Consider the following 17,654-nt stretch of genomic DNA (forward strand, 5'->3'; position numbering starts at 1 on the left):
CCGATCCGACCCTCGCCGCTGAGGGGGGGCGGCTACCCTCTCTCAGCGTTCCTTTCTGACCCATTCGGCAGCGAAAGTCATAAGACAAGCAATTCCAGGAAAAGTGTGAAACGGTTTTCCGTCCGGAATTGCGCAAAAACAAAGAGATAGAGCGGTTCGGCGTTTCTGTGAAACGATGAACCGCTCTAAGCCGAGCCGGCCTGCGATCGGCCTGCCGCGGCTTATCCCTTCGGCGGGTGTTCGACTGCCTGGCGGCCGAAATCCGGTACGTCGATATCCTGGCCGGCCTCGATGATCGAGCGGCGGACGGCGCGGGTGCGGGTGAACAGGTCGAACAGTTTTTCGCCGTCGCCCCAGCGGATCGCCCGCTGCAGCGAGGACAGATCCTCGGAAAACCGCGCCAGCATTTCGAGAATGGCGTCCTTGTTGTGCAGGCAGACGTCGCGCCACATGGTCGGGTCCGATGCCGCGAGACGGGTGAAGTCGCGAAAGCCGGAAGCCGAGTATTTGATGACCTCGGACTTGGTCACCGACTCCAGATCGTCGGCGGTACCGACGATGTTGTAAGCGATGATATGCGGCAGGTGCGAAACGATGGCCAGCGTCATGTCGTGATGCTGCGGGTCCATGGTGTCGATGTTGGAGCCGCAGCGGCGCCAGAATTCCGAGAGCTTTTCCAGTGCTGCGGGATCGGTGCCGGGCAGCGGCGTGAAAATGCACCAGCGGTTCTCGAACAGTTCGGCAAAACCGGCGTCCGGTCCCGATTTTTCGGTGCCGGCCAAAGGATGGCCGGGGATGAAGAGCACGCCATCAGGCACGTGCGGCTGCATCTGCGCGATCACCGACGCCTTGGTCGAGCCGACATCGGTGAGGATGGCGCCCTTCTTCAGCGCCGGCGCGATCTCTGCGGCGACCGTGCCTGAAGAGCCGACCGGCACCGAAACGATAACCAGATCAGCATCGCGAACCGCCTCTTTCGCATCCGTCGTATAGGTGTCGCCAAGGCCGAGTTGGCTCGCGCGTGCCAGCGTCGCGTCGCTGCGCGTCGAAATCGCGACTTGGCCGGCGAGTCCCTCGCGGCGGATGACGCGGGCCAGCGACGAGCCGATCAGGCCGATGCCGACCAGCGCGATCTTTTCGAACATCGGTGAGGTCATGGTGTTCTAGCTTTTCAGGAATGTCGCGAGTGCTGCGACAACGCCGCGATTGGCCTCTTCGGTGCCGATGCTCATGCGCAGCGCGTTCGGAAAACCGTAGCCGGAAACGCGCCGCAATATGTAGCCGCGCGCACTGAGGTAGTCGTCGGCGGCCGCCGCCGAATGCTTTTTGTCCTCGGGAAAGTGGATGAGGATGAAATTGCCGACGCTCGGCGTCACCCGCAGCCCGAGCCCGCTTAGTTGCTCGCTCAGCCAGGCTAGCCAGGTCTCGTTGTGCGCGACGCTGCGTTGGATATGGGCGCGGTCGTGGATCGCCGCGATGCCGGCCTCGATCGCCGTCGCATTGACGTTGAAAGGCCCGCGCACGCGGTTGATCGCGTCGATGACGTGCATTGGCGCATACATCCAGCCGATCCGCGCCCCGCCCAGGCCCAATTTGGAGAAAGTGCGGGTCATGACCACGTTTTCCGCGCTGCCCACCAACTCGACGCCGGCTTCATAATCGTTTCGCCGGACATATTCGGCGTAAGCTGCATCCAGCACCAGAAGCACGTTTCGCGGCAGGCCGGCATGCAGGCGGCGCACCTCCTGGAACGGCACGTAGGTGCCGGTTGGATTGTTTGGATTGGCAAGGAAGATGATCCGGGTAGCCGGCGTCACCGCGGCGAGGATCGCATCGATGTCGGCGCGTTCATCGGTCTCCTTGACCGTTACCGGGACGGCACCGGCCGACTGTATGTAGATCTTGTAGACCATGAAGCCGTGTTCGGTGATGATGGCTTCGTCGCCGGGTGCGAGATAGGTCTGCGCCAGCAGGCCCAGAATCTCGTCGGAGCCGTTGGAGCAGACGATGTTCGCCGGGTTGAGCCCGTGCACCTCGGCGATCGCTTCCCTCAGGCGCCTGGCGCTGCCGTCGGGATAGACCGCGAGCTTGTCGGCGACCGCGCGCGCGGCCTCTATCGCCTTTGGCGAAGGACCGAGCGGGTTCTCGTTCGCCGACAATTTATGGACCTTGGCGACACCTTCAGGCGCCGCGCTCTTGCCGGGCACATAGGCTTCGATGTCCATGATGCCGGCGCGGGGCCTTGGACGTGTCTGATCCGGTGTCTGGCTCATTTCATGAAATCCGTCGAGAGTGCCTCCATCCGGAGGCCGCAGCGGAAATACAAGCCGTGGCTCGGAATGTCGAGGGGCGGCAATTCGGGATCAAGAACTTGCCGTTGACGAAGCCATGCGTCGGTCCTAGAAGAGCAGCAACAGTTCCGTGGTGATTTGGCCGGTCGGCTTGCAGCCACGTTAAACAACTTGCTAAAGGGCCGTTTGCATCTTGTAACCGGCTTTGCGAAGGCATGGCCGGTTTTTTGTTGCCCTGACTGGCTGTTGCCCAGACCGGCGGACAACGGAAGGCCGGGCAAGGAGATGTAATGGTCGCTTTGCGCGCTCGAAAAACCAACAACGAGGCCGACCAGCCGTCGAGCCCGGTGTTGCGTTTCGGCGCCGACAAGCCGCTCAAGCTCGACGCCGGCACGCTGCTGTCGCCGTTCCAGATCGCCTACCAGACCTATGGCACGCTCAACGACGCGCGCTCCAACGCCATCCTCGTCTGCCATGCGCTGACCGGCGACCAGCACGTCGCCAACACCAATCCCGTGACCGGCAAGCCGGGCTGGTGGGAAGTGCTGATCGGCCCCGGCAAGATCATCGATACCGACCGTTTCTTCGTCATCTCGTCAAACGTCATCGGCGGCTGCCTCGGCTCCACCGGCCCCGCCTCGACAAATCCCGCCACAGCCAAGCCTTACGGGCTCGACCTGCCGATCATCACCATCCGCGACATGGTGCGGGCGCAGTTGATGCTGGTCGAGCATTTCGGCATCGAACAGTTGTTCAGCGTGCTTGGCGGCTCGATGGGCGGCATGCAGGTGCTGCAATGGGCCTCCAGCTATCCCGAGCGCGTCTTCTCGGCGCTGCCGATCGCGACCGGCGCCCGCCATTCTTCGCAGAACATCGCCTTCCACGAGGTCGGCAGGCAGGCGGTGATGGCCGACCCCGATTGGCACGGCGGCAAATATTTCGAGCATGGCAAGCGGCCGGAAAAGGGGCTGGCGGTGGCGCGCATGGCCGCCCACATCACCTATCTGTCGGAAGCAGCGCTGCATCGCAAGTTCGGCCGCAACCTGCAGGACCGCGAAGCGCTGACCTTCGGTTTCGATGCCGACTTCCAGATCGAGAGCTATCTGCGCCATCAGGGCATGACCTTCGTCGATCGCTTCGATGCCAACTCCTATCTCTACATGACCCGGGCGATGGACTATTTCGATCTCGCCGCCGACCATGGCGGCCGGCTGGCCGATGCCTTCGCCAGCACCAAGACGCGCTTCTGCCTGGTTTCGTTCACCAGCGACTGGCTGTTCCCGACCGAAGAGAGCCGCTCGGTCGTGCACGCGCTGAACGCGGCCGGCGCCTCGGTATCGTTCGTCGAAATCGAGACCGACCGCGGCCACGACGCCTTTCTGCTCGACGAGCCCGAACTGTTCGCCGCCATCAAAGGCTTCATCGCCTCGGCCGCTCGGGCGAGAGGGCTCGGCGCATGACCCCGAAAAGTTGCCGGCTTTTCGGATCAGGACCATGCGCCAGGCATCAGCGCATGACCCCGAAAAGTTGCAGACTTTTCGGATCAGGATCATGCGCCAGGCAAGAGGCGAACGCATGAGCGTCAACCGCGCCCAGCGCGTCGACCTCGAAGTCGTCGCCGATCTCATCCCGCCGCAGTCGCGGGTGCTGGATGTCGGTTCCGGCGACGGCCTGCTGCTCGAATTGCTGCAGGCGACCAAGAAGGTCGATGGCCGCGGCCTGGAGCTGTCGCAGCGCGGCGTCAACGAATGCGTGGCGCGTGGCCTGTCGGTCATCCAGGGCGATGCCGACAAGGATCTCCAATTCTATCCCGACAAGGGCTTCGACTTCGTCGTCTTGTCGCAGACCTTGCAGGCGACACGCAATCCGAAGCTGGTGCTCGACGAACTGCTCCGGATCGGCAACCGCGCCATCGTCTCATTCCCGAATTTCGGCCACTGGCGGGTGCGCTTTTCGTTGCTCTTCAACGGCCGCATGCCGGTGACCAGGGACCTGCCCTATTCCTGGTATGACACCCCCAACATCCATTTCTGCACCATTCGCGATTTCGTCAATCTGTGCGACGAGCTTGGCGCGACGGTGGAAAAGGCGACCGCGCTCGACGCCAATGGCCAGCGGATCGGCTTCTCGATGCCGTGGTGGTTCTGGAATTTTTTCGGCCAGCAGGCGGTGTTTCTGCTGAAACGATAAGAGCCAATCGTCGCAGATCGTCCCCTTATTCGAGAACGTCGGTGGCCTTGTGCGGATGCGCAACGCCATCGACCAGGACCACGTCGGACTGAGAATTCTCGGTGCGCAGCGGCAAGATCTCCTGATAGGCGCGCGAGCGGTACCATGCGCGCGCCTGCTGCATGTCTGGAAATTCGATCATGACGAGGTGGCCCGGCCAGGTGTTTTCAACGACTTCCACCTCGCCTCCGTGCACCACGAAGCGGCCGCCAAACGGTTCCAGCGTTTCATCGATCTTGTGCAGGTACTCGACGATCTGCGGCCCCGGCGTGACCTGGCGCATATGGGCGACGGCGTAGGCGGTCATGGCGTATCTCCTTGTGGTCGAAGGCCGGACAACCGGCTTGATGGGAGCAGTTTGCCGAGACGTAATGCGCTGGTCGATTACCCCAGAGGTAATGACACTGAATACAAAAACGAAGCGCGGCTGCCGTCACCTGAAAGATATTTCCACCTGGCACCGATGATTTTGGCACACCTGCGCTGTCCTTATCGATGAGCGCGCCTGGATGGTCCGGCGGCCGGGAACGAGAGGTGATCCATGGGATCGTTGCAAAATCAGAATGTCGTCGTCGTCGGAGGCAGCCGTGGTGTCGGCCACTCGATCGCGGAGGCCGCTCTCAAGGAGAAAGCGGCGGTGCTGGCCGTTGCCCGCGGAAAACAGGCCCTGGCGCAATTTGCCTGGGAGGTCTCGGGCGTGAAGACGCTCGCGGTCGATGCTACGGTGGACTCCGCCCCGGATAAGGTCTTCGCCGCGCTTGAGCCGGACGTGCTGGTGATCTGTGCAGGCGCGCTGGCGCCTTCTGCGCCGGTGCATGAACAGAACTGGAAGGCGTTCTCGGCAAATTGGGACACGGACGTCAAGGCGTCGTTCCTGTTTTGCCGGGCCGCTCTGCGGCGTCCGCTCAAGCCGGGGACCCGGATCGTTCTGATCTCCAGCGGCGCGGCCTTGACCGGCGGACCACCGAACGCCGGCGGCTATGCCGGCGCAAAACGCATGCAGATGTTCCTGGCCGGTCATAGCCAGAAGGAGGCCGACCGGCTTGGCCTCGGCCTGCGCTTCATGGCGCTCGCGCCGATGCGCATCATGCCGGAAACCGGCGTGGGCAAGGCCGGCGTCGACAGCATAGCGGCCTATATGGGCATCCAGCCGGCGGACTTCATCGCCGCCATGACCGACATGCAAACGCCGGCCGATGTCGGACGGGCGGTGGTCGCACTCGCCACCGGCCAGCCGCAAGGCAGTTCCTTCATGGTGAGCGGTAGCGGGCTTGCCCCGGCCGCCTGAGGGGCGCGTAATGCAACGCTCGCTCGTAACCGCACAAGCCACATGACAGACGCTCAACCACCTCTGGAACCAGCACGCCAGCCGATCCTCGATCGGCTGGCCTTCGAGAAGGTCACGGCCGCCCATCGCCGCGAGCTCAAGCTGCATTGTTATCGCATGATGGGTTCGCTGCACGAGGCCGACGACCTCGTCCAGGACACGTTGCTTCGCGCCTGGCGCGCAAGATCGGAGTTCGACGGGCGAGGTTCGGTTCGCGGTTGGCTCTACATGATCGCGACCAACGCTTGCCTCAACGCCATCAAGGCGAGGTCGAGGGCGCGTCGCATTCTCCGGGAACCCGGACGGCAGCCCTCGCACGGGGCGGCCATAGGCGGGCCCGTAGCCGACATCGCCTGGCTGGAGCCCTACCCCGACGCCGAGCTTCCAGACATTGCCGGCAGCGAGCCAGGTCCGGAAGCCCGTTACGAGAGCCGCGAGGCCGTCCAGCTCGCCTTCGTCGCGGCGATCCAGGATCTGCCGCCCAGGCAGCGCGCCGCGCTGCTGCTTGCCGACGTCCTCGGATGGTCGGCTGTCGAGACGGCGCGTTTGCTGGGCGGATCGACGGCTTCGATCAACAGCGCGTTGCAGCGGGCCCGCGTAACGCTGGCGGCGCGCTATCCTCAGGGACGGCCGGCCAGCCGATCACGGCCCAGCCGCGAAGAAGGCCTGCTGCTCGAACGCTACATGCAGGCCTGGCAGGCCGCCAATCTCGACAGCTTGATCGAGCTGCTGCGTGAGGACGCCATCTACACCATGCCGCCTTGGCGTGAATGGTATCAAGGCCGCGAAGCGATCCGCGGTTTCTTCGAGACCGTCTGGCCGAGGTTTGGCGGCTTTCGCACGCTGGCCACCCGGGCCAATGCCCAGCCGGCGGTCGGGGTTTATTCCCGCAGCCACGATGGCCCTGAATGGCGGGCCCATTCCCTGCATGTGTTCGACGCAGCCGAGGGCGGGATCGCTTCCTTGACGATCTTCATAGGGCCGCTCGGGCCATCTCTGTTCCCGGCCTTCGGCCTGCCACCAGCCTAGCTTACCCCTGGGCCAGCCTTATCGGTCAAGTTCCGGGAAATATGGGTCCGAGAAAAACCTTCGGTCGCGCTCGCCTTGCAGGCAGTCGATCGGTGCGTCGATGCGGATCGTCCTCGGATCCACCTTGGGATACTCGATGCCGCTGACCTCGAGGATCAGTTTGCGGCGAGTGGCGGTGGCGAATTCGGAAGCAGCATAGATCGGCAGCACGAACGAGCCCGGCCCGCCGGTAACGCATTCGGCATAATACCGGTCGAGATGGCTGAAGGTGGGTGACGGGCTGATCAGGATCGGCAGCCCGTTGATGACGATGCCCTTCGCCAGCGCCGCATCGCGTGCCGTTGTGACCGGCAAGCCGGTGTTGTTTGGGCCGTCCCCCGAGACGTCGATGACGCGGCGTTTGCCGGTGAAGGCCGTGCCGTTGAAAAGCTCGGCGCCGAAAGCCACAGCACCGGAAATCGAGGTGCCGCGAAAGCTCCTGAACGGGCGGGCCGCGATCTTGTCGGCGAAAGCGTTGGCGCTCTCCTTGCTGTCGACGACCTGCCAGGCAATGACCGCGTCGTCGCGGATGGTGCCGGCCCATTCGAAATAGGCGATGGCGATGCGGCCGAAGGTGCCGGCACGCACGGCGTTGATGAAGTCGGGGTGGCGCAGCGCCGCGACATAGCCGGCGCGCTGCAGGGCAAACTCCCTTTCATCCATCGACTGCGAGATGTCGACGGCCAGCACCAGCTCGACATCGACGGCAATTGCATTGGCCGGCGCGTCCGCAGGTGCCGCCGGGGTGCAGGCAAGGCAGGCGAGCAGGGCGAGAGCGTCACGCATGGCCGATCGGAACGTTCCCATCTGAAACGATCGCGACAGTTTTTCGCCGCGATCGCGGCGAAATAAAGCTTGCCTTCTATTTCTTTCGGCCAGCCGAAACGATAACCGGGGGCGGTTCGATGGCACCTGCCCTGATACGGGCCGGCTTGAGTGGCGGTTGGCCGGCATCCTTGACGATGGTCAACGCCCGCCGGAAGAAGCGGGCATTGTGCTGGCCGCGGCCGATATTGAGGATCGCGGCGTCGGGAAGGCGCTTCTCCAGCATCGACAGCACTTGCCTCAGCGTTGGGCCGTCGAACGCGTCCAGCGCCTCGTCGATGATCACCCATTTCGGCCGTCGCAAGGCCAGCCTGGCAAAGGCCAGCAGACGCTGCTCGTCGTCGCTGAGCTCACGCTCCCAGCGCGCCGAGCGATCGAGCGAGGACGACAGGCGTTGCAGCCCGACATCGGCCAGCACCTCCGAGATCTCGGCATCGCTCGCCTCCGCCGCGCCGTCTGAATGGTTGAGCACCTCGCGCAGCTTGCCGAGCGGGAAATAGGGGATACGCGGAACAAAGATCGGCGCTTCTCCGGCCGGCATGCCGATCCGTCCGCTGCCCCATGGCCACAGACCGGCAATGGCCCGGAAGAACAGCGTCTTGCCGGCGCCCGGATCTCCGGTGATCATGACCCGGTCGCCGGCGCGGATTTCGACATGCGGCTCGGCAAGCTTGGTGCATCCCTCCGGCGAGGCGATCTCGAGTTTCTCGAATGTCAGGCTGCCGTCCGGGTTTTCGCCGAACGAAATGCGCCGTTCCGTATCGTGCAGCGCGTCGGTGTCGCCAAGCGCGATGCGGAAGTCGGCGACCCGCATCAGCGTAGCGCGCCAATCGGCGATGCCGCCGATATTGTTGATGAACCAGCGCAGCGACGAATGGACCTGGTTGAAAGCGCCGACTGCCATCATCAAGCCGCCAAAGCTGATATCGCCGGCGAAATAGACCGGTGAGGCGACCAGGATCGGCGCGACGACAGTGATCCAGCCATAGGTGTCGGTAACCCAGGAAAGATTGATCTGGGCGCTGTAGATGCGCCGCATGGCGCCCAGCACCGTGCCGAGATCGAATTCGAGCCGGCGCCTGGCATCGGCCTCGCCATGCGCCAGCGCGATGGCATCGACATTCTCGTTGACGCGAACCACCGAGGAGCGCAGCTCCGCCTCACGCGTATAGCGATCGTTGTTGAAGCGGATCAACGGTCGCCCGACCAGCCAGCTCAACCAGGAGGCGGTGCCAGCATAAAGGATCGCCGCCCAGACCATGTAGCCGGGTATGGCCAGCGAATGGCCGCCTATGTGGAAGACGAAGCCGGAAGACAGCGACCACAGGACCCCAACGAACGAGGCAAGCAGGATGCAGGACTGCAGCAGGCCGATGCCAAGACCGGTGGAAAGATCGGAGAGATGCCCGGCATCCTGCTGCAGGCGCTGGTCGGGATTGACGCCGATGGCGCCGGCATGGGTCAGCCGGAAGGCACGCGCCGGCCGCATCCATTCGTCGATCAGGTCGAGCGTCAGCGCCTCGCGCAGCTTCAGGCGGAGCATCTGGTCGAGCCAGGTCTGGCCGACATTGAGCACCACAAGCCCGCCGGCGATGCCGGCAAAGACCAGAAGCTGATGCAGGAAAGCCGGCATGTCGCGCCGCGCCAGCGCGTCGTAGAAAGGCTGGTTCCAGCGATTGAGCAGAACCTGCCCGATCGAGCTCGCCACGATGACGGCGACGATGCCGATCGCTGCCCAAAGCAATTGTTTTCGCACCGGCGAGGTGGTCAGCGCTATCTTGATTGTTGCCAGCTGCTCACGCAGGCTGCTGGCTTCGATCGACGTGGCAAGCTTCTGGGCGCTGGCCTCGACATCCGGACGATCATCCATCGGTTAAATCCTTGCATTCGGAGCAATGCCAAACCGGTCATAGGGATCGGCCGCACGGCCTTCAATCGGACAGCAAACCTGATATCGTCAGATAGGCGTGAAAAAGCACGTCTCGGATCACGAACGCGTCATCCTGGCGGTGCCGGGTGTTCGGCCCGCGACAGCCGGCCAAGCGTCGGCGCGCCATGCGGCGAGAGAACCGGCACGAAGACGCGGCGGGACGCGCGCTGGGCGACCGGCACGCCTTGATAGAGCCGCTTCTGCGCCTCGACGACGATAACGCCCGAAAAGATCGGCCAGAAGCGCCGGCCGGCACGTTCCAGCACATTGTGGAACTGCATCATGAAACGTCGCGGCGACGGCGGGAAGAACAGCGCATCGGACCACGCCGCCGGCGTGAAATTCGCTTCGCGCAGCAATTCGGTCAGCTGGCCGCGCGAGAACGGCCGGCCATTGCCGAAAGGCGTATGCTCGAAGCGTGCCCAGACGCCGCGCCGGTTGGGCACGACGATGACGACACGGCCGGCCGGCGACAGCACCCGCCAGATCTCGTTCAGCGTCTCGCGTGGGTTCTCGACATGTTCGAGCGAATGGACGAGCAGCATGCGGTCGATGCAGGAATCGACCAGCGGCAGTTCCTCATCGAAGACCAGGGCGGTCGCCGTCGGCCCCGTCGCCGGCCAGACCACTGCGCCCTGTGTCGCCGGCATGAAGGCAAAGACGCGCTCGGCATCGCTGCCGAAGCGCTCCAGCCACGGCAAGGTGTAGCCGAGGCCGACCAGCCGCTCGTTGGGCACGACGGCCCATATCGAGGACAGCGCCATGGTGATCGAGCGTTCGGCCAGGCGGCCGAGCGTGGTCGAATAAAACGAACGGAGATCGACAATGTCTGAATGCATGCGCGGAACGGTAGCTTCGAAGCAGTCCAAGTTCAACAAAGGCAGATGACATCGGCTGGCAGGCGCCCTATGTCTGCGGCAATAAAGGGAGAGATGCGATGCCGGTCGAGATCGAACAATTCATGTGCCGCAGCGACAATTTCGGCGTGCTGGTGCATGACCCGAAAAGCGGTCAGACGGCGCTCATCGATGCGCCCGAGGAGGCGCCGATCCTGGCGGCGATCAAGCGCACCGGCTGGACCCCGACGATGATCCTGACCACTCACCACCATCTCGACCACGTCGAGGCCAATCTGGCGCTGAAGGAGCGTTTCAAGCTGCGCATTGTCGGGCCGGAAGCCGAAAAGGCAAAGATTCCCGGCATCGACGAAACTGTCGAGCAAGGCTCGGTCGTCCACCTCGGCGATGAGCGGATCGAGGTCATCGCCACACCCGGCCATACCGCCGGCCATGTCACCTATCATCTGCCGGCGTCGAAAGTGGCTTTCGCCGCCGACACGCTGTTTGCGCTCGGCTGTGGGCGGCTGCTCGAATGCAAGCCGCCGGTGATGTACGAATCCCTGAAGAAGCTCGCGGCGCTGCCGGCCGAGACGGTCGTCTATTGCGGCCATGAGTATACGCTGGCCAACGCCCGTTTCGCGCTGACCGTCGACCCGACCAATTCGGCGCTGAAAGAGCGCACCGCCAAGGTCGAGGCGCTGCGCGCCGACGGCAAGCCGACGCTGCCGACGACCATCGGCGAGGAACTGTCGACCAATCCGTTCCTGCGCTGGCACGATCCGGCGATCCGCAGGCATCTCGGCCTGGAGAACGCCTCCGACGCCGAAGTGTTCGCCGAGATCCGCAAGCGCAAGGACAATTTCTGAGCGCAACAGCGATGACCAGTTCCGCCGAAATCATCGCCCTGCTCGGCCTGAAGCCGCATCCGGAAGGCGGCTGGTATGCCGAGACCTTTCGCGACGGCGCGGCAGGCGCCCGCGGCCATTCGACGGCGATCTATTTCCTCCTCGAGAAGGACCAATTGTCGGCCTGGCACCGGGTCAGAGACGCGGCGGAGGTCTGGCACTTCTATGACGGTGCGTCGCTGGCGCTGTCGATACATCGAGAAGGCGGCCCCGTCATCGAGGAGATCCTCGGTACGGCGCTTGCCGCGGGCGAGCGGCCGCAGATCGTCGTGCCGGCAGGCTGGTGGCAGTCGGCACGCAGCCGCGGCGAATGGACCCTGGTCGGCTGCACCGTGGCGCCGGGCTTCGATTTCGCCGCCTTCGAACTGGCCGAACCAGGCTGGCTGCCGGGCACGCCCTAGGCACCTAGCCCAACAGGAAACCCAGCGTGATCGCCAGCTGGCCGACGTAATACAGCGCCCAGACCGCATGGCGCACCCAAATGCGGTGTGGCGAGATGGCGGGCAGCAGGAACTTTTCCGCGGCGTGCAGCCCGTCGGACAGGATGAGCAGGACGACGCCGCCGACGACCCCGACGCTGTTCAGGGTGAGCGCCGCAATGCCCATGGCATGCAGTGCCGCGGCATGCACACCGATCGGCAAACGCAAGGCCGGGCCGATGCGGCGCCGGAGCGCGAAAAAGCATGGCCAGCACCGACACGATCATCGCCGGCACGATCGCTGCCCGCCACGGCTCGGCCGAAAGCAGCCCGAGGCCACCGCCGGCACGCAGGAACAGCACGACGTAAAGCACGTGCGCGGCAAGAAAACTGGCCGTGCCGCCAAGAAATGCCTTCTCGCCGTCGCGCGACAGGAAGGCGTCGCCGATGGCACTGGCGCCGAGCGCGGCGACGAGCAGCCATGGGCCGCCCTGCTGCGCGACCAGCACCGCCAGCATCGCCACCGCCAATGTCCTTGCCGCCGACCGCGAAAGGCGCGGCGGCATGCCGAGGCTGAACGCGTAAATCACCGCTGCCGCCAGCGAAAATGCCAGCGTCGCATTGGCATTGGCATCGATGCCGCCGGGAAACGGCATCATGCGTTTGCCTCGCTCGCGGCCCTCTTGCGCAGGAACAGCGATTTCGCCGCCAGTGCCGCGCCGCCGGTGATCAGCACGCAGGCGGCGAGGATGCGCCATGACGGCTCGGCGAAGCCGGCCGCGATTAGCACCAGGGTGGACAGCAGCGGCGCGGCATAGCTCGCCGCCCCCAGCACCTGGATGTTGCCGCGCTTGACGCCGATGTCCCAGGCATAGAACGCCGCCCCCACCGGCATCAGACCGAGGCCGAGCACGGCCAGCCACTGGCCGGCGCCGTTGGGCAGCACCGTTTCTTCCAGCAACAGATGGCAGATGAGCGAAAGTGCCGCGGTGGCGGCGCAGAACCAGGTGACGATGCTGGTCGGCGCCGACGGGAAGCGTCGCGACAACAGCGAATAGGACGACCACAGCACCGCGCAGACGCCGGCCATGGCGTAGCCGAAGGCATAACGCGCGTCGAAGGCAAGCCCGCCGCCCTTGGTGACGATCAGGACCGTGCCGGCAAGGCCGAGCAGCGCGCCGGCGACGTGGTTCCAGGCCAGCCGCTCGCCCGGCATCAGCGCCGACCCCAGCACGATCAGCAGCGGCCACAGATAGGCGATCAGGCTGGCCTCGACGGCCGGCGCATTGCGCAGCGCGGTGAAATAGAAGAAGTGGTAGCCGAACAGGCCGGCAATGCCGATCACCCAGACCTGGCGCGGTATCTTCGCGGCGCCGCCGGCTGCCGGCATGAACAGCCGGGCAACCAGCCCGACGCAAGTGCCGATCGTGAAGGTGATTGCCGAAAGCAGGAACGGCGGCACGGCGCCCGAGGCATCCGTAAGCAGCGCCAGCAGCGCCCACATGGCGACCGCGCAGAAGCCGATCAGTGTTGCGCGCGCCATACCCGTCGCCCCCCTGCCCATCGTTGGCGGCGCACCATCACGCCTATTCGTTTGCTTCGAACCGCTCCGCGCTGATCGTCAACGGGCCGATTTGCGTGCTGACCGTGGCGCGGATCGGCGCATATACGCCGCTTTGGCCGACCGGTGCAAACGTCACCATGATGCGGCTGCGTTTCTTCAGGTAATTCAGCGCCTTGCGGTTCTTGCGGTAACCGGCCACCGGCTCGAAGCCCAGCCTGCAGGTGACCGTATCGCCCTTGTAGCCGGTCACCGAGATCGACCCTTTGGACTCGTAGCTCAGTTTCAGATCGGCACGCATTTCGCCGTCATAGAGCTTCACCGTGCGCCCGCAGACCTGGTCGAGGCTGTCGGCATGGATGACGGTGGCGGCCATCGGATCGAGGACCGATACGAGATGGCTGCCGACCAGCGGTATCCAATTCTCGGGATTGCGCTTCTTCGGCTCAGGCACGACCTTGGTCGAGGTGACGACGCCGTTGGCAAACTGGATGTCGATCATCGATGCCTTCTTGCCGGACGTGTAGTCGGCGTGGAACGCTTGCGGCTGCAACTGCTTGCCCGAAATCTTGCCCTTCGACGAGATCGTGCCTCGGGTATCGTCGAACAAAGTGGCGAGCCCGGCGGCGGAAACGCTGCCCTCGATCGAATAGGTGTCGCCCTCGTAATGGCTGGAGAATTTCGCCTTGGCCACGGAGAGGCCGAGGAACGACACCGAATATTCGCCCGTGAAGGATTGCGGCTCAGCGGCCGAAACCGTCGTCGACAGCGCGACGGCCATCAGCACGACCAGGGCATGGAGGAAAGAACGAGGCATGGCGGGTCCTTGATTGTCGACCGGACGGGCGGCTCCGGTCTGGCATGTCCCTGTGCGACCGCTTATAGGCTGAATTCCGGCCTTAATGTGAAAGGCGCCGTCGGCAGGCAACGGTGGGGCTGGTCGACGGCCAAAATAAAAAACCCGCCTCGGCGGGCGGGTCGTTGGAGCCAATTAGCACCATACCGAAATTAGTAGCATAGCTGCCGGCACAAAGCAAGAACAAAATGTGGCTACCCGGAAAATCGACAGGTTTGCGCAGCCCCTCATCGCCCTGCCGGGCACTTCTCCCCGTATAGGGACGGGGAGAAGGTCGCCTTGCAAAGGGTTTCGCCAATTTGCGGAGTTGCAGAAAGCGCCGAGCCTGCGGCCAAGCCCCTTCTCCCCGTCACTATACGGGGAGAAGGTGCCGGCAGGCGGATGAGGGGCAGCGCCGGCATCGGTCATCTTTTGATTGATTCCCTTGGCACTAACCAACCCCAAGCTTGACGCCTCGGCGAAATGCAACTATGGAACGCCAACTTTTTCCATAAGGCCGCCTGACCGGGACCGCGCGCCACCCGGCGCGGGTCGAATGTTTGGCCAGGACCGAGAACCGAAGGTTAGAACCATGTCCCGCACCTGCGAACTCACTGCCAAGGCAGTCATGTCCGGCAACAATGTGAGCCACGCCAACAACAAGACCAAGCGTCGCTTCCTGCCCAATCTCGTCAATGTGACGCTGATCTCGGAAGCGCTGAACCAGAACGTGCGCCTGCGCGTTTCGGCCAACGCGCTGCGTTCGGTCGAGCATCGCGGCGGCCTCGACGCCTTCCTGGCCAAGGCCGATGCCAAGGAATTGTCGCAGCGCGCCCGCCTGTTGAAGAAGCAGATCGCCAAGAAGCTCGCCGAACAGCCGGCCGCCTGAGTTTTTCGGCGGCAGCCGCCTTCCAGGGCGTGATCCGGTTCCGGATCGCGTTCCGCTGGTTCCATTACCCAGGATAAAAAAATGACTTTCCTCTCGCGGTACCTGCCCTTCGTGGCGGCCATGGCGCTCGTCGTCGTGGCCTCGAACATCCTCGTGCAGTTCCCGATGCAGGGTTCAATCGGCGGGTTGTCGCTGGCCGACATCCTGACCTGGGGCGCCTTCACCTATCCGTTCTCATTCCTGGTCACCGATCTCGCCAATCGCCGCTATGGGCCGGCGGTGGCGCGCAGGATCGTCTTTGTCGGCTTCATGACAGCGGTGATCTGCTCGATCGTCATCCCGCCGCTGCTGTTTCGCCACGGCCTGATCGAATTCGAGACCGCCGCCGACCGGCTGGTGCGCATTGCCGCGGCGTCGGGTGCCGCCTTCCTCACCGCGCAGTTGCTCGACGTCACCGTGTTCAACCGGCTGCGCCGGCAGAGCTGGTGGCGCGCGCCGATCGTCGGCACGCTGGTCGGCTCCGTTTTCGATACGGTGGTGTTTTTCACCGTCGCCTTTGCGGCGGCTTTCGCCCTCGCCGGGCCGAATGACGGCTTTGCGCTGGAAACCGCACCGCTGATGGGCGTGCTGCCGGTCGAGACGATGCGCTGGGTCTCCTGGGCGCTCGGCGATCTCGGCGTCAAGCTGATCATAGCGGTGGTGGCGCTGATCCCCTACCGGCTGCTTGCCGCCCGCTGGAGCCAGCCGGCACTGGCAGCATGATCCCGAAAAGTGGGAACCGGTTTTCGGACAAGATCATGCTCAAAGACTATCGAGCATGATCCCCTGGCTTCAACTGGACTCGGCAAAAACGCCTGACGGCGGACAGGAACTCCGCCTGAAGCGGCGCGGCGGCGAATTCTCGATCATGCTTGGCGCGAACGAGCTGATGAACAGCCGGCTCAGCGGTTCCGAAGAGGCGCTTGCGAAACTGTCCTGCCAAAGGATTGCCGGCCGCCGGACCCCAAACATCCTGATCGGCGGCCTCGGCATGGGCTTTACCTTGCGCGCGGCGCTGGCCGAGCTCGGCGACGATGCGCAGGTCACCGTTGCCGAATTGGTGCCGGCGGTCGTGGCGTGGGCGCGCGGCCCGATGGCCGAAGTTTTCGACGGTTGCCTTGACGACCGGCGTGTCGGCATTCGCGAGGCCGATGTCGGGCAGCTCATTCGATCGCAAGCTTCGGCCTGGGACGCGATCCTGCTCGATGTCGACAACGGCCCGGAAGGCATCGTCTACAAGGCCAACGATGCGCTCTACAGCGCAGCCGGCCTCAGCGCCGCACGCGCTGCGCTCAAACCCGGCGGTGTGCTGGCGGTCTGGTCGCAAGGCCCTGACGCAGCTTTCACCCGGCGGCTCAGGCAGGCTGGCTTCACGGTCGAGGAGGTCAAGGTGCGGGCCCACGGCAAGCGCGGCGCCCGGCACGTCGTCTGGATCGCGAGCAAAGGGCAATAGGCCCCTCGCAATCCGAGCGGGCCCTTGTTGGACGCCGCCCGGTACACCGACGAACCTCTACCTCGCCTTCTGAAGCTCGGCGGCGAGCGCCTGCAGCAGCCCGCGCGTGCCCTCTTCGCGTCCTTGCGCTGAATCGACGCCATCGAAAAACGCACCCTGTTCGGTATAGGTCAGGCGGGTGCCCTCGCCGGAAGGTGCAAGCTCGACCGTGGTGAGCGACGCCGACAGCGGCTGCGGCCCGACCGCCATCCGGTAGGAAAATACGATGCGCCGGTCAGGGACGATGTCCTGGAACTGCGCATCGAGCCTGATCTCCGGGCCGCCCTGGTAGCTGAACCGCGAAACCTCGCCGCCGCCGACACGGAAATCGAAGGTGAATTCGGCGATGGTGAAGCCGTCGCCTTCGACACGCCAGCGCCGCACCGTCGCTTTGTCGGCAAAGGCGAAGAAGACGCTCTCGGGCGATTGCGGATAGGTCCGCTCGATCGTGAAGGTCGAATGGATAACGGAGTGCTCGTCGTTAACGGGGGCAATCTGGTTCATTTCTTGTCGTCCTTTTCCTGGTCGTGGAGTGTTGCGTCCGGTTGGTCAGTCTCCGCCAGGATCTGGCCGAGACGGTCGAGGTGGCGTTCGGCCGGCGTACGGCGCGCGGCGATCCAGTCGGCGAGCGGGGCTAGCCCGCCGGGCTCGATCCGGCAGGTGCGCACGCGTCCGACCTTCTCGCTGCGGATCAGCCCGCACGCTTCCAGCACCTGGAGATGCTGGAGCACGGCGGCGAAGGTCATGCCGAACGGCTCCGCCAACTGGCTGACGGTGGCCGGCCCGCGGCTCAGCCTTTCCAGGATTGCCCGGCGCGTCGGCTCGGCAAGAGCCCGCAGGATGCTGTCGATCTCGGAATACTTAAGCATGGACTTGAGTATTTCGCCGATGACACAAATTGTCAAGTCACGGCTAAAGTATTTTTGCAGATCGTGAGAGCCGGCTGGAAAACCCGCGACGCGGGTCATTGCCAGGGGAAATTGCAAGGGAAATTGCCTGCGCTGC

General features: G+C 64.3%; 19 protein-coding genes, 1 pseudogene and 1 riboswitch. Of the genes and pseudogenes, 9 read left to right on the plus strand and 11 right to left on the minus strand.

Annotated elements, in window-relative coordinates; genetic code table 11:
- Window positions 1–221: 221 nt before the first annotated feature.
- Together NKJ91_RS24525 and hisC are read right to left on the minus strand one after the other, a co-directional pair.
- Window positions 222–1,157, minus strand: a complete 936-nt coding sequence (locus NKJ91_RS24525) for a prephenate/arogenate dehydrogenase family protein (RefSeq protein WP_352457603.1) — start codon at window positions 1,155–1,157, stop codon at window positions 222–224.
- 6 nt (window positions 1,158–1,163) lie between these two features.
- On the minus strand, window positions 1,164–2,273 hold the full coding sequence (gene hisC / locus NKJ91_RS24530; protein ID WP_023677911.1) for a histidinol-phosphate transaminase: 1,110 nt from the start codon (window positions 2,271–2,273) through the stop codon (window positions 1,164–1,166).
- Window positions 2,274–2,411: 138 nt separating this feature from the next.
- A riboswitch (SAM riboswitch) is annotated at window positions 2,412–2,489 on the plus strand.
- 92 nt (window positions 2,490–2,581) lie between these two features.
- Between hisC and metX the strand changes: the two genes are divergently transcribed.
- The gene (metX, locus tag NKJ91_RS24535; RefSeq protein ID WP_023677910.1) at window positions 2,582–3,751 is read left to right on the plus strand and encodes a homoserine O-acetyltransferase MetX; all 1,170 of its coding nucleotides are present in this window, start codon (window positions 2,582–2,584) and stop codon (window positions 3,749–3,751) included.
- Window positions 3,752–3,866: 115 nt separating this feature from the next.
- Window positions 3,867–4,481, plus strand: a complete 615-nt coding sequence (gene metW / locus NKJ91_RS24540; RefSeq protein ID WP_023677909.1) for a methionine biosynthesis protein MetW — start codon at window positions 3,867–3,869, stop codon at window positions 4,479–4,481.
- 25 nt (window positions 4,482–4,506) lie between these two features.
- On the opposite strand, the gene NKJ91_RS24545 is transcribed toward metW, so the two are convergent.
- Window positions 4,507–4,827, minus strand: coding sequence for a DUF1330 domain-containing protein (locus NKJ91_RS24545; protein WP_023677908.1), 321 nt, complete (start codon window positions 4,825–4,827; stop codon window positions 4,507–4,509).
- A gap of 234 nt (window positions 4,828–5,061) precedes the next feature.
- Here NKJ91_RS24545 and NKJ91_RS24550 point away from each other — a divergent pair, with 234 nt between their 5' ends.
- Window positions 5,062–5,808 carry an SDR family NAD(P)-dependent oxidoreductase gene (locus NKJ91_RS24550; RefSeq protein WP_352457604.1) on the plus strand — a complete coding sequence of 249 codons (747 nt, stop codon included), beginning with the start codon at window positions 5,062–5,064 and terminating at the stop codon, window positions 5,806–5,808.
- A 42-nt stretch (window positions 5,809–5,850) separates the two neighbouring features.
- The gene (locus NKJ91_RS24555; protein ID WP_023677906.1) at window positions 5,851–6,876 is read left to right on the plus strand and encodes an RNA polymerase subunit sigma-70; all 1,026 of its coding nucleotides are present in this window, start codon (window positions 5,851–5,853) and stop codon (window positions 6,874–6,876) included.
- An 18-nt stretch (window positions 6,877–6,894) separates the two neighbouring features.
- On the opposite strand, the gene NKJ91_RS24560 is transcribed toward NKJ91_RS24555, so the two are convergent.
- The 3 genes from NKJ91_RS24560 to NKJ91_RS24570 all read right to left on the minus strand — a co-directional run bounded on the left by NKJ91_RS24560 (window position 6,895) and on the right by NKJ91_RS24570 (window position 10,509).
- Window positions 6,895–7,701, minus strand: a complete 807-nt coding sequence (locus NKJ91_RS24560; RefSeq protein ID WP_352457605.1) for a DUF1194 domain-containing protein — start codon at window positions 7,699–7,701, stop codon at window positions 6,895–6,897.
- 76 nt (window positions 7,702–7,777) lie between these two features.
- On the minus strand, window positions 7,778–9,610 hold the full coding sequence (locus NKJ91_RS24565; protein ID WP_352457606.1) for an ABC transporter ATP-binding protein/permease: 1,833 nt from the start codon (window positions 9,608–9,610) through the stop codon (window positions 7,778–7,780).
- 128 nt (window positions 9,611–9,738) lie between these two features.
- On the minus strand, window positions 9,739–10,509 hold the full coding sequence (locus tag NKJ91_RS24570) for a class I SAM-dependent methyltransferase (RefSeq protein WP_352451212.1): 771 nt from the start codon (window positions 10,507–10,509) through the stop codon (window positions 9,739–9,741).
- A gap of 98 nt (window positions 10,510–10,607) precedes the next feature.
- Here NKJ91_RS24570 and gloB point away from each other — a divergent pair, with 98 nt between their 5' ends.
- Together gloB and NKJ91_RS24580 are read left to right on the plus strand one after the other, a co-directional pair.
- Window positions 10,608–11,375: a hydroxyacylglutathione hydrolase gene (gloB, locus tag NKJ91_RS24575; protein WP_352457607.1), complete on the plus strand. Its 768-nt coding sequence runs from the start codon at window positions 10,608–10,610 to the stop codon at window positions 11,373–11,375.
- Window positions 11,376–11,386: 11 nt separating this feature from the next.
- On the plus strand, window positions 11,387–11,815 hold the full coding sequence (locus tag NKJ91_RS24580) for a cupin domain-containing protein (RefSeq protein WP_352457608.1): 429 nt from the start codon (window positions 11,387–11,389) through the stop codon (window positions 11,813–11,815).
- A 4-nt stretch (window positions 11,816–11,819) separates the two neighbouring features.
- Here NKJ91_RS24580 and NKJ91_RS24585 read toward each other — a convergent pair.
- The 3 genes and pseudogenes from NKJ91_RS24585 to NKJ91_RS24595 all read right to left on the minus strand — a co-directional run bounded on the left by NKJ91_RS24585 (window position 11,820) and on the right by NKJ91_RS24595 (window position 14,211).
- Window positions 11,820–12,492: pseudogene (locus tag NKJ91_RS24585) on the minus strand (lysoplasmalogenase family protein).
- The gene (gene yddG / locus NKJ91_RS24590) at window positions 12,489–13,376 is read right to left on the minus strand and encodes an aromatic amino acid exporter YddG (protein WP_352457609.1); all 888 of its coding nucleotides are present in this window, start codon (window positions 13,374–13,376) and stop codon (window positions 12,489–12,491) included. The pseudogene NKJ91_RS24585 and the gene yddG overlap by 4 nt, the downstream one beginning before the upstream one ends.
- A gap of 43 nt (window positions 13,377–13,419) precedes the next feature.
- The gene (locus NKJ91_RS24595; protein WP_352457610.1) at window positions 13,420–14,211 is read right to left on the minus strand and encodes a DUF3108 domain-containing protein; all 792 of its coding nucleotides are present in this window, start codon (window positions 14,209–14,211) and stop codon (window positions 13,420–13,422) included.
- Between the two features lie 610 nt (window positions 14,212–14,821).
- Here NKJ91_RS24595 and rpmB point away from each other — a divergent pair.
- From rpmB to NKJ91_RS24610, 3 genes are all read left to right on the plus strand, one after another.
- Entirely contained in the window at window positions 14,822–15,118 is a 297-nt protein-coding gene (rpmB, locus tag NKJ91_RS24600; protein WP_352457611.1) for a 50S ribosomal protein L28, read from the plus strand.
- A gap of 81 nt (window positions 15,119–15,199) precedes the next feature.
- The gene (locus NKJ91_RS24605) at window positions 15,200–15,880 is read left to right on the plus strand and encodes a queuosine precursor transporter (RefSeq protein ID WP_352457612.1); all 681 of its coding nucleotides are present in this window, start codon (window positions 15,200–15,202) and stop codon (window positions 15,878–15,880) included.
- A 55-nt stretch (window positions 15,881–15,935) separates the two neighbouring features.
- Window positions 15,936–16,610, plus strand: coding sequence for a spermidine synthase family protein (locus tag NKJ91_RS24610; RefSeq protein ID WP_352457613.1), 675 nt, complete (start codon window positions 15,936–15,938; stop codon window positions 16,608–16,610).
- Window positions 16,611–16,667: 57 nt separating this feature from the next.
- On the opposite strand, the gene NKJ91_RS24615 is transcribed toward NKJ91_RS24610, so the two are convergent.
- Both NKJ91_RS24615 and NKJ91_RS24620 read right to left on the minus strand, forming a co-directional pair.
- Window positions 16,668–17,153 carry an SRPBCC family protein gene (locus NKJ91_RS24615; protein ID WP_352457614.1) on the minus strand — a complete coding sequence of 162 codons (486 nt, stop codon included), beginning with the start codon at window positions 17,151–17,153 and terminating at the stop codon, window positions 16,668–16,670.
- Complete coding sequence (locus NKJ91_RS24620) at window positions 17,150–17,518, minus strand: ArsR/SmtB family transcription factor (RefSeq protein WP_352457636.1); 369 nt, start codon at window positions 17,516–17,518, stop codon at window positions 17,150–17,152. Before NKJ91_RS24620 ends, NKJ91_RS24615 begins: the two co-directional genes overlap by 4 nt.
- Window positions 17,519–17,654 lie beyond the last annotated feature (136 nt).

The organism is Mesorhizobium sp. M0040 (assembly GCF_040323505.1).
Taxonomy (GTDB): domain Bacteria; phylum Pseudomonadota; class Alphaproteobacteria; order Rhizobiales; family Rhizobiaceae; genus Mesorhizobium.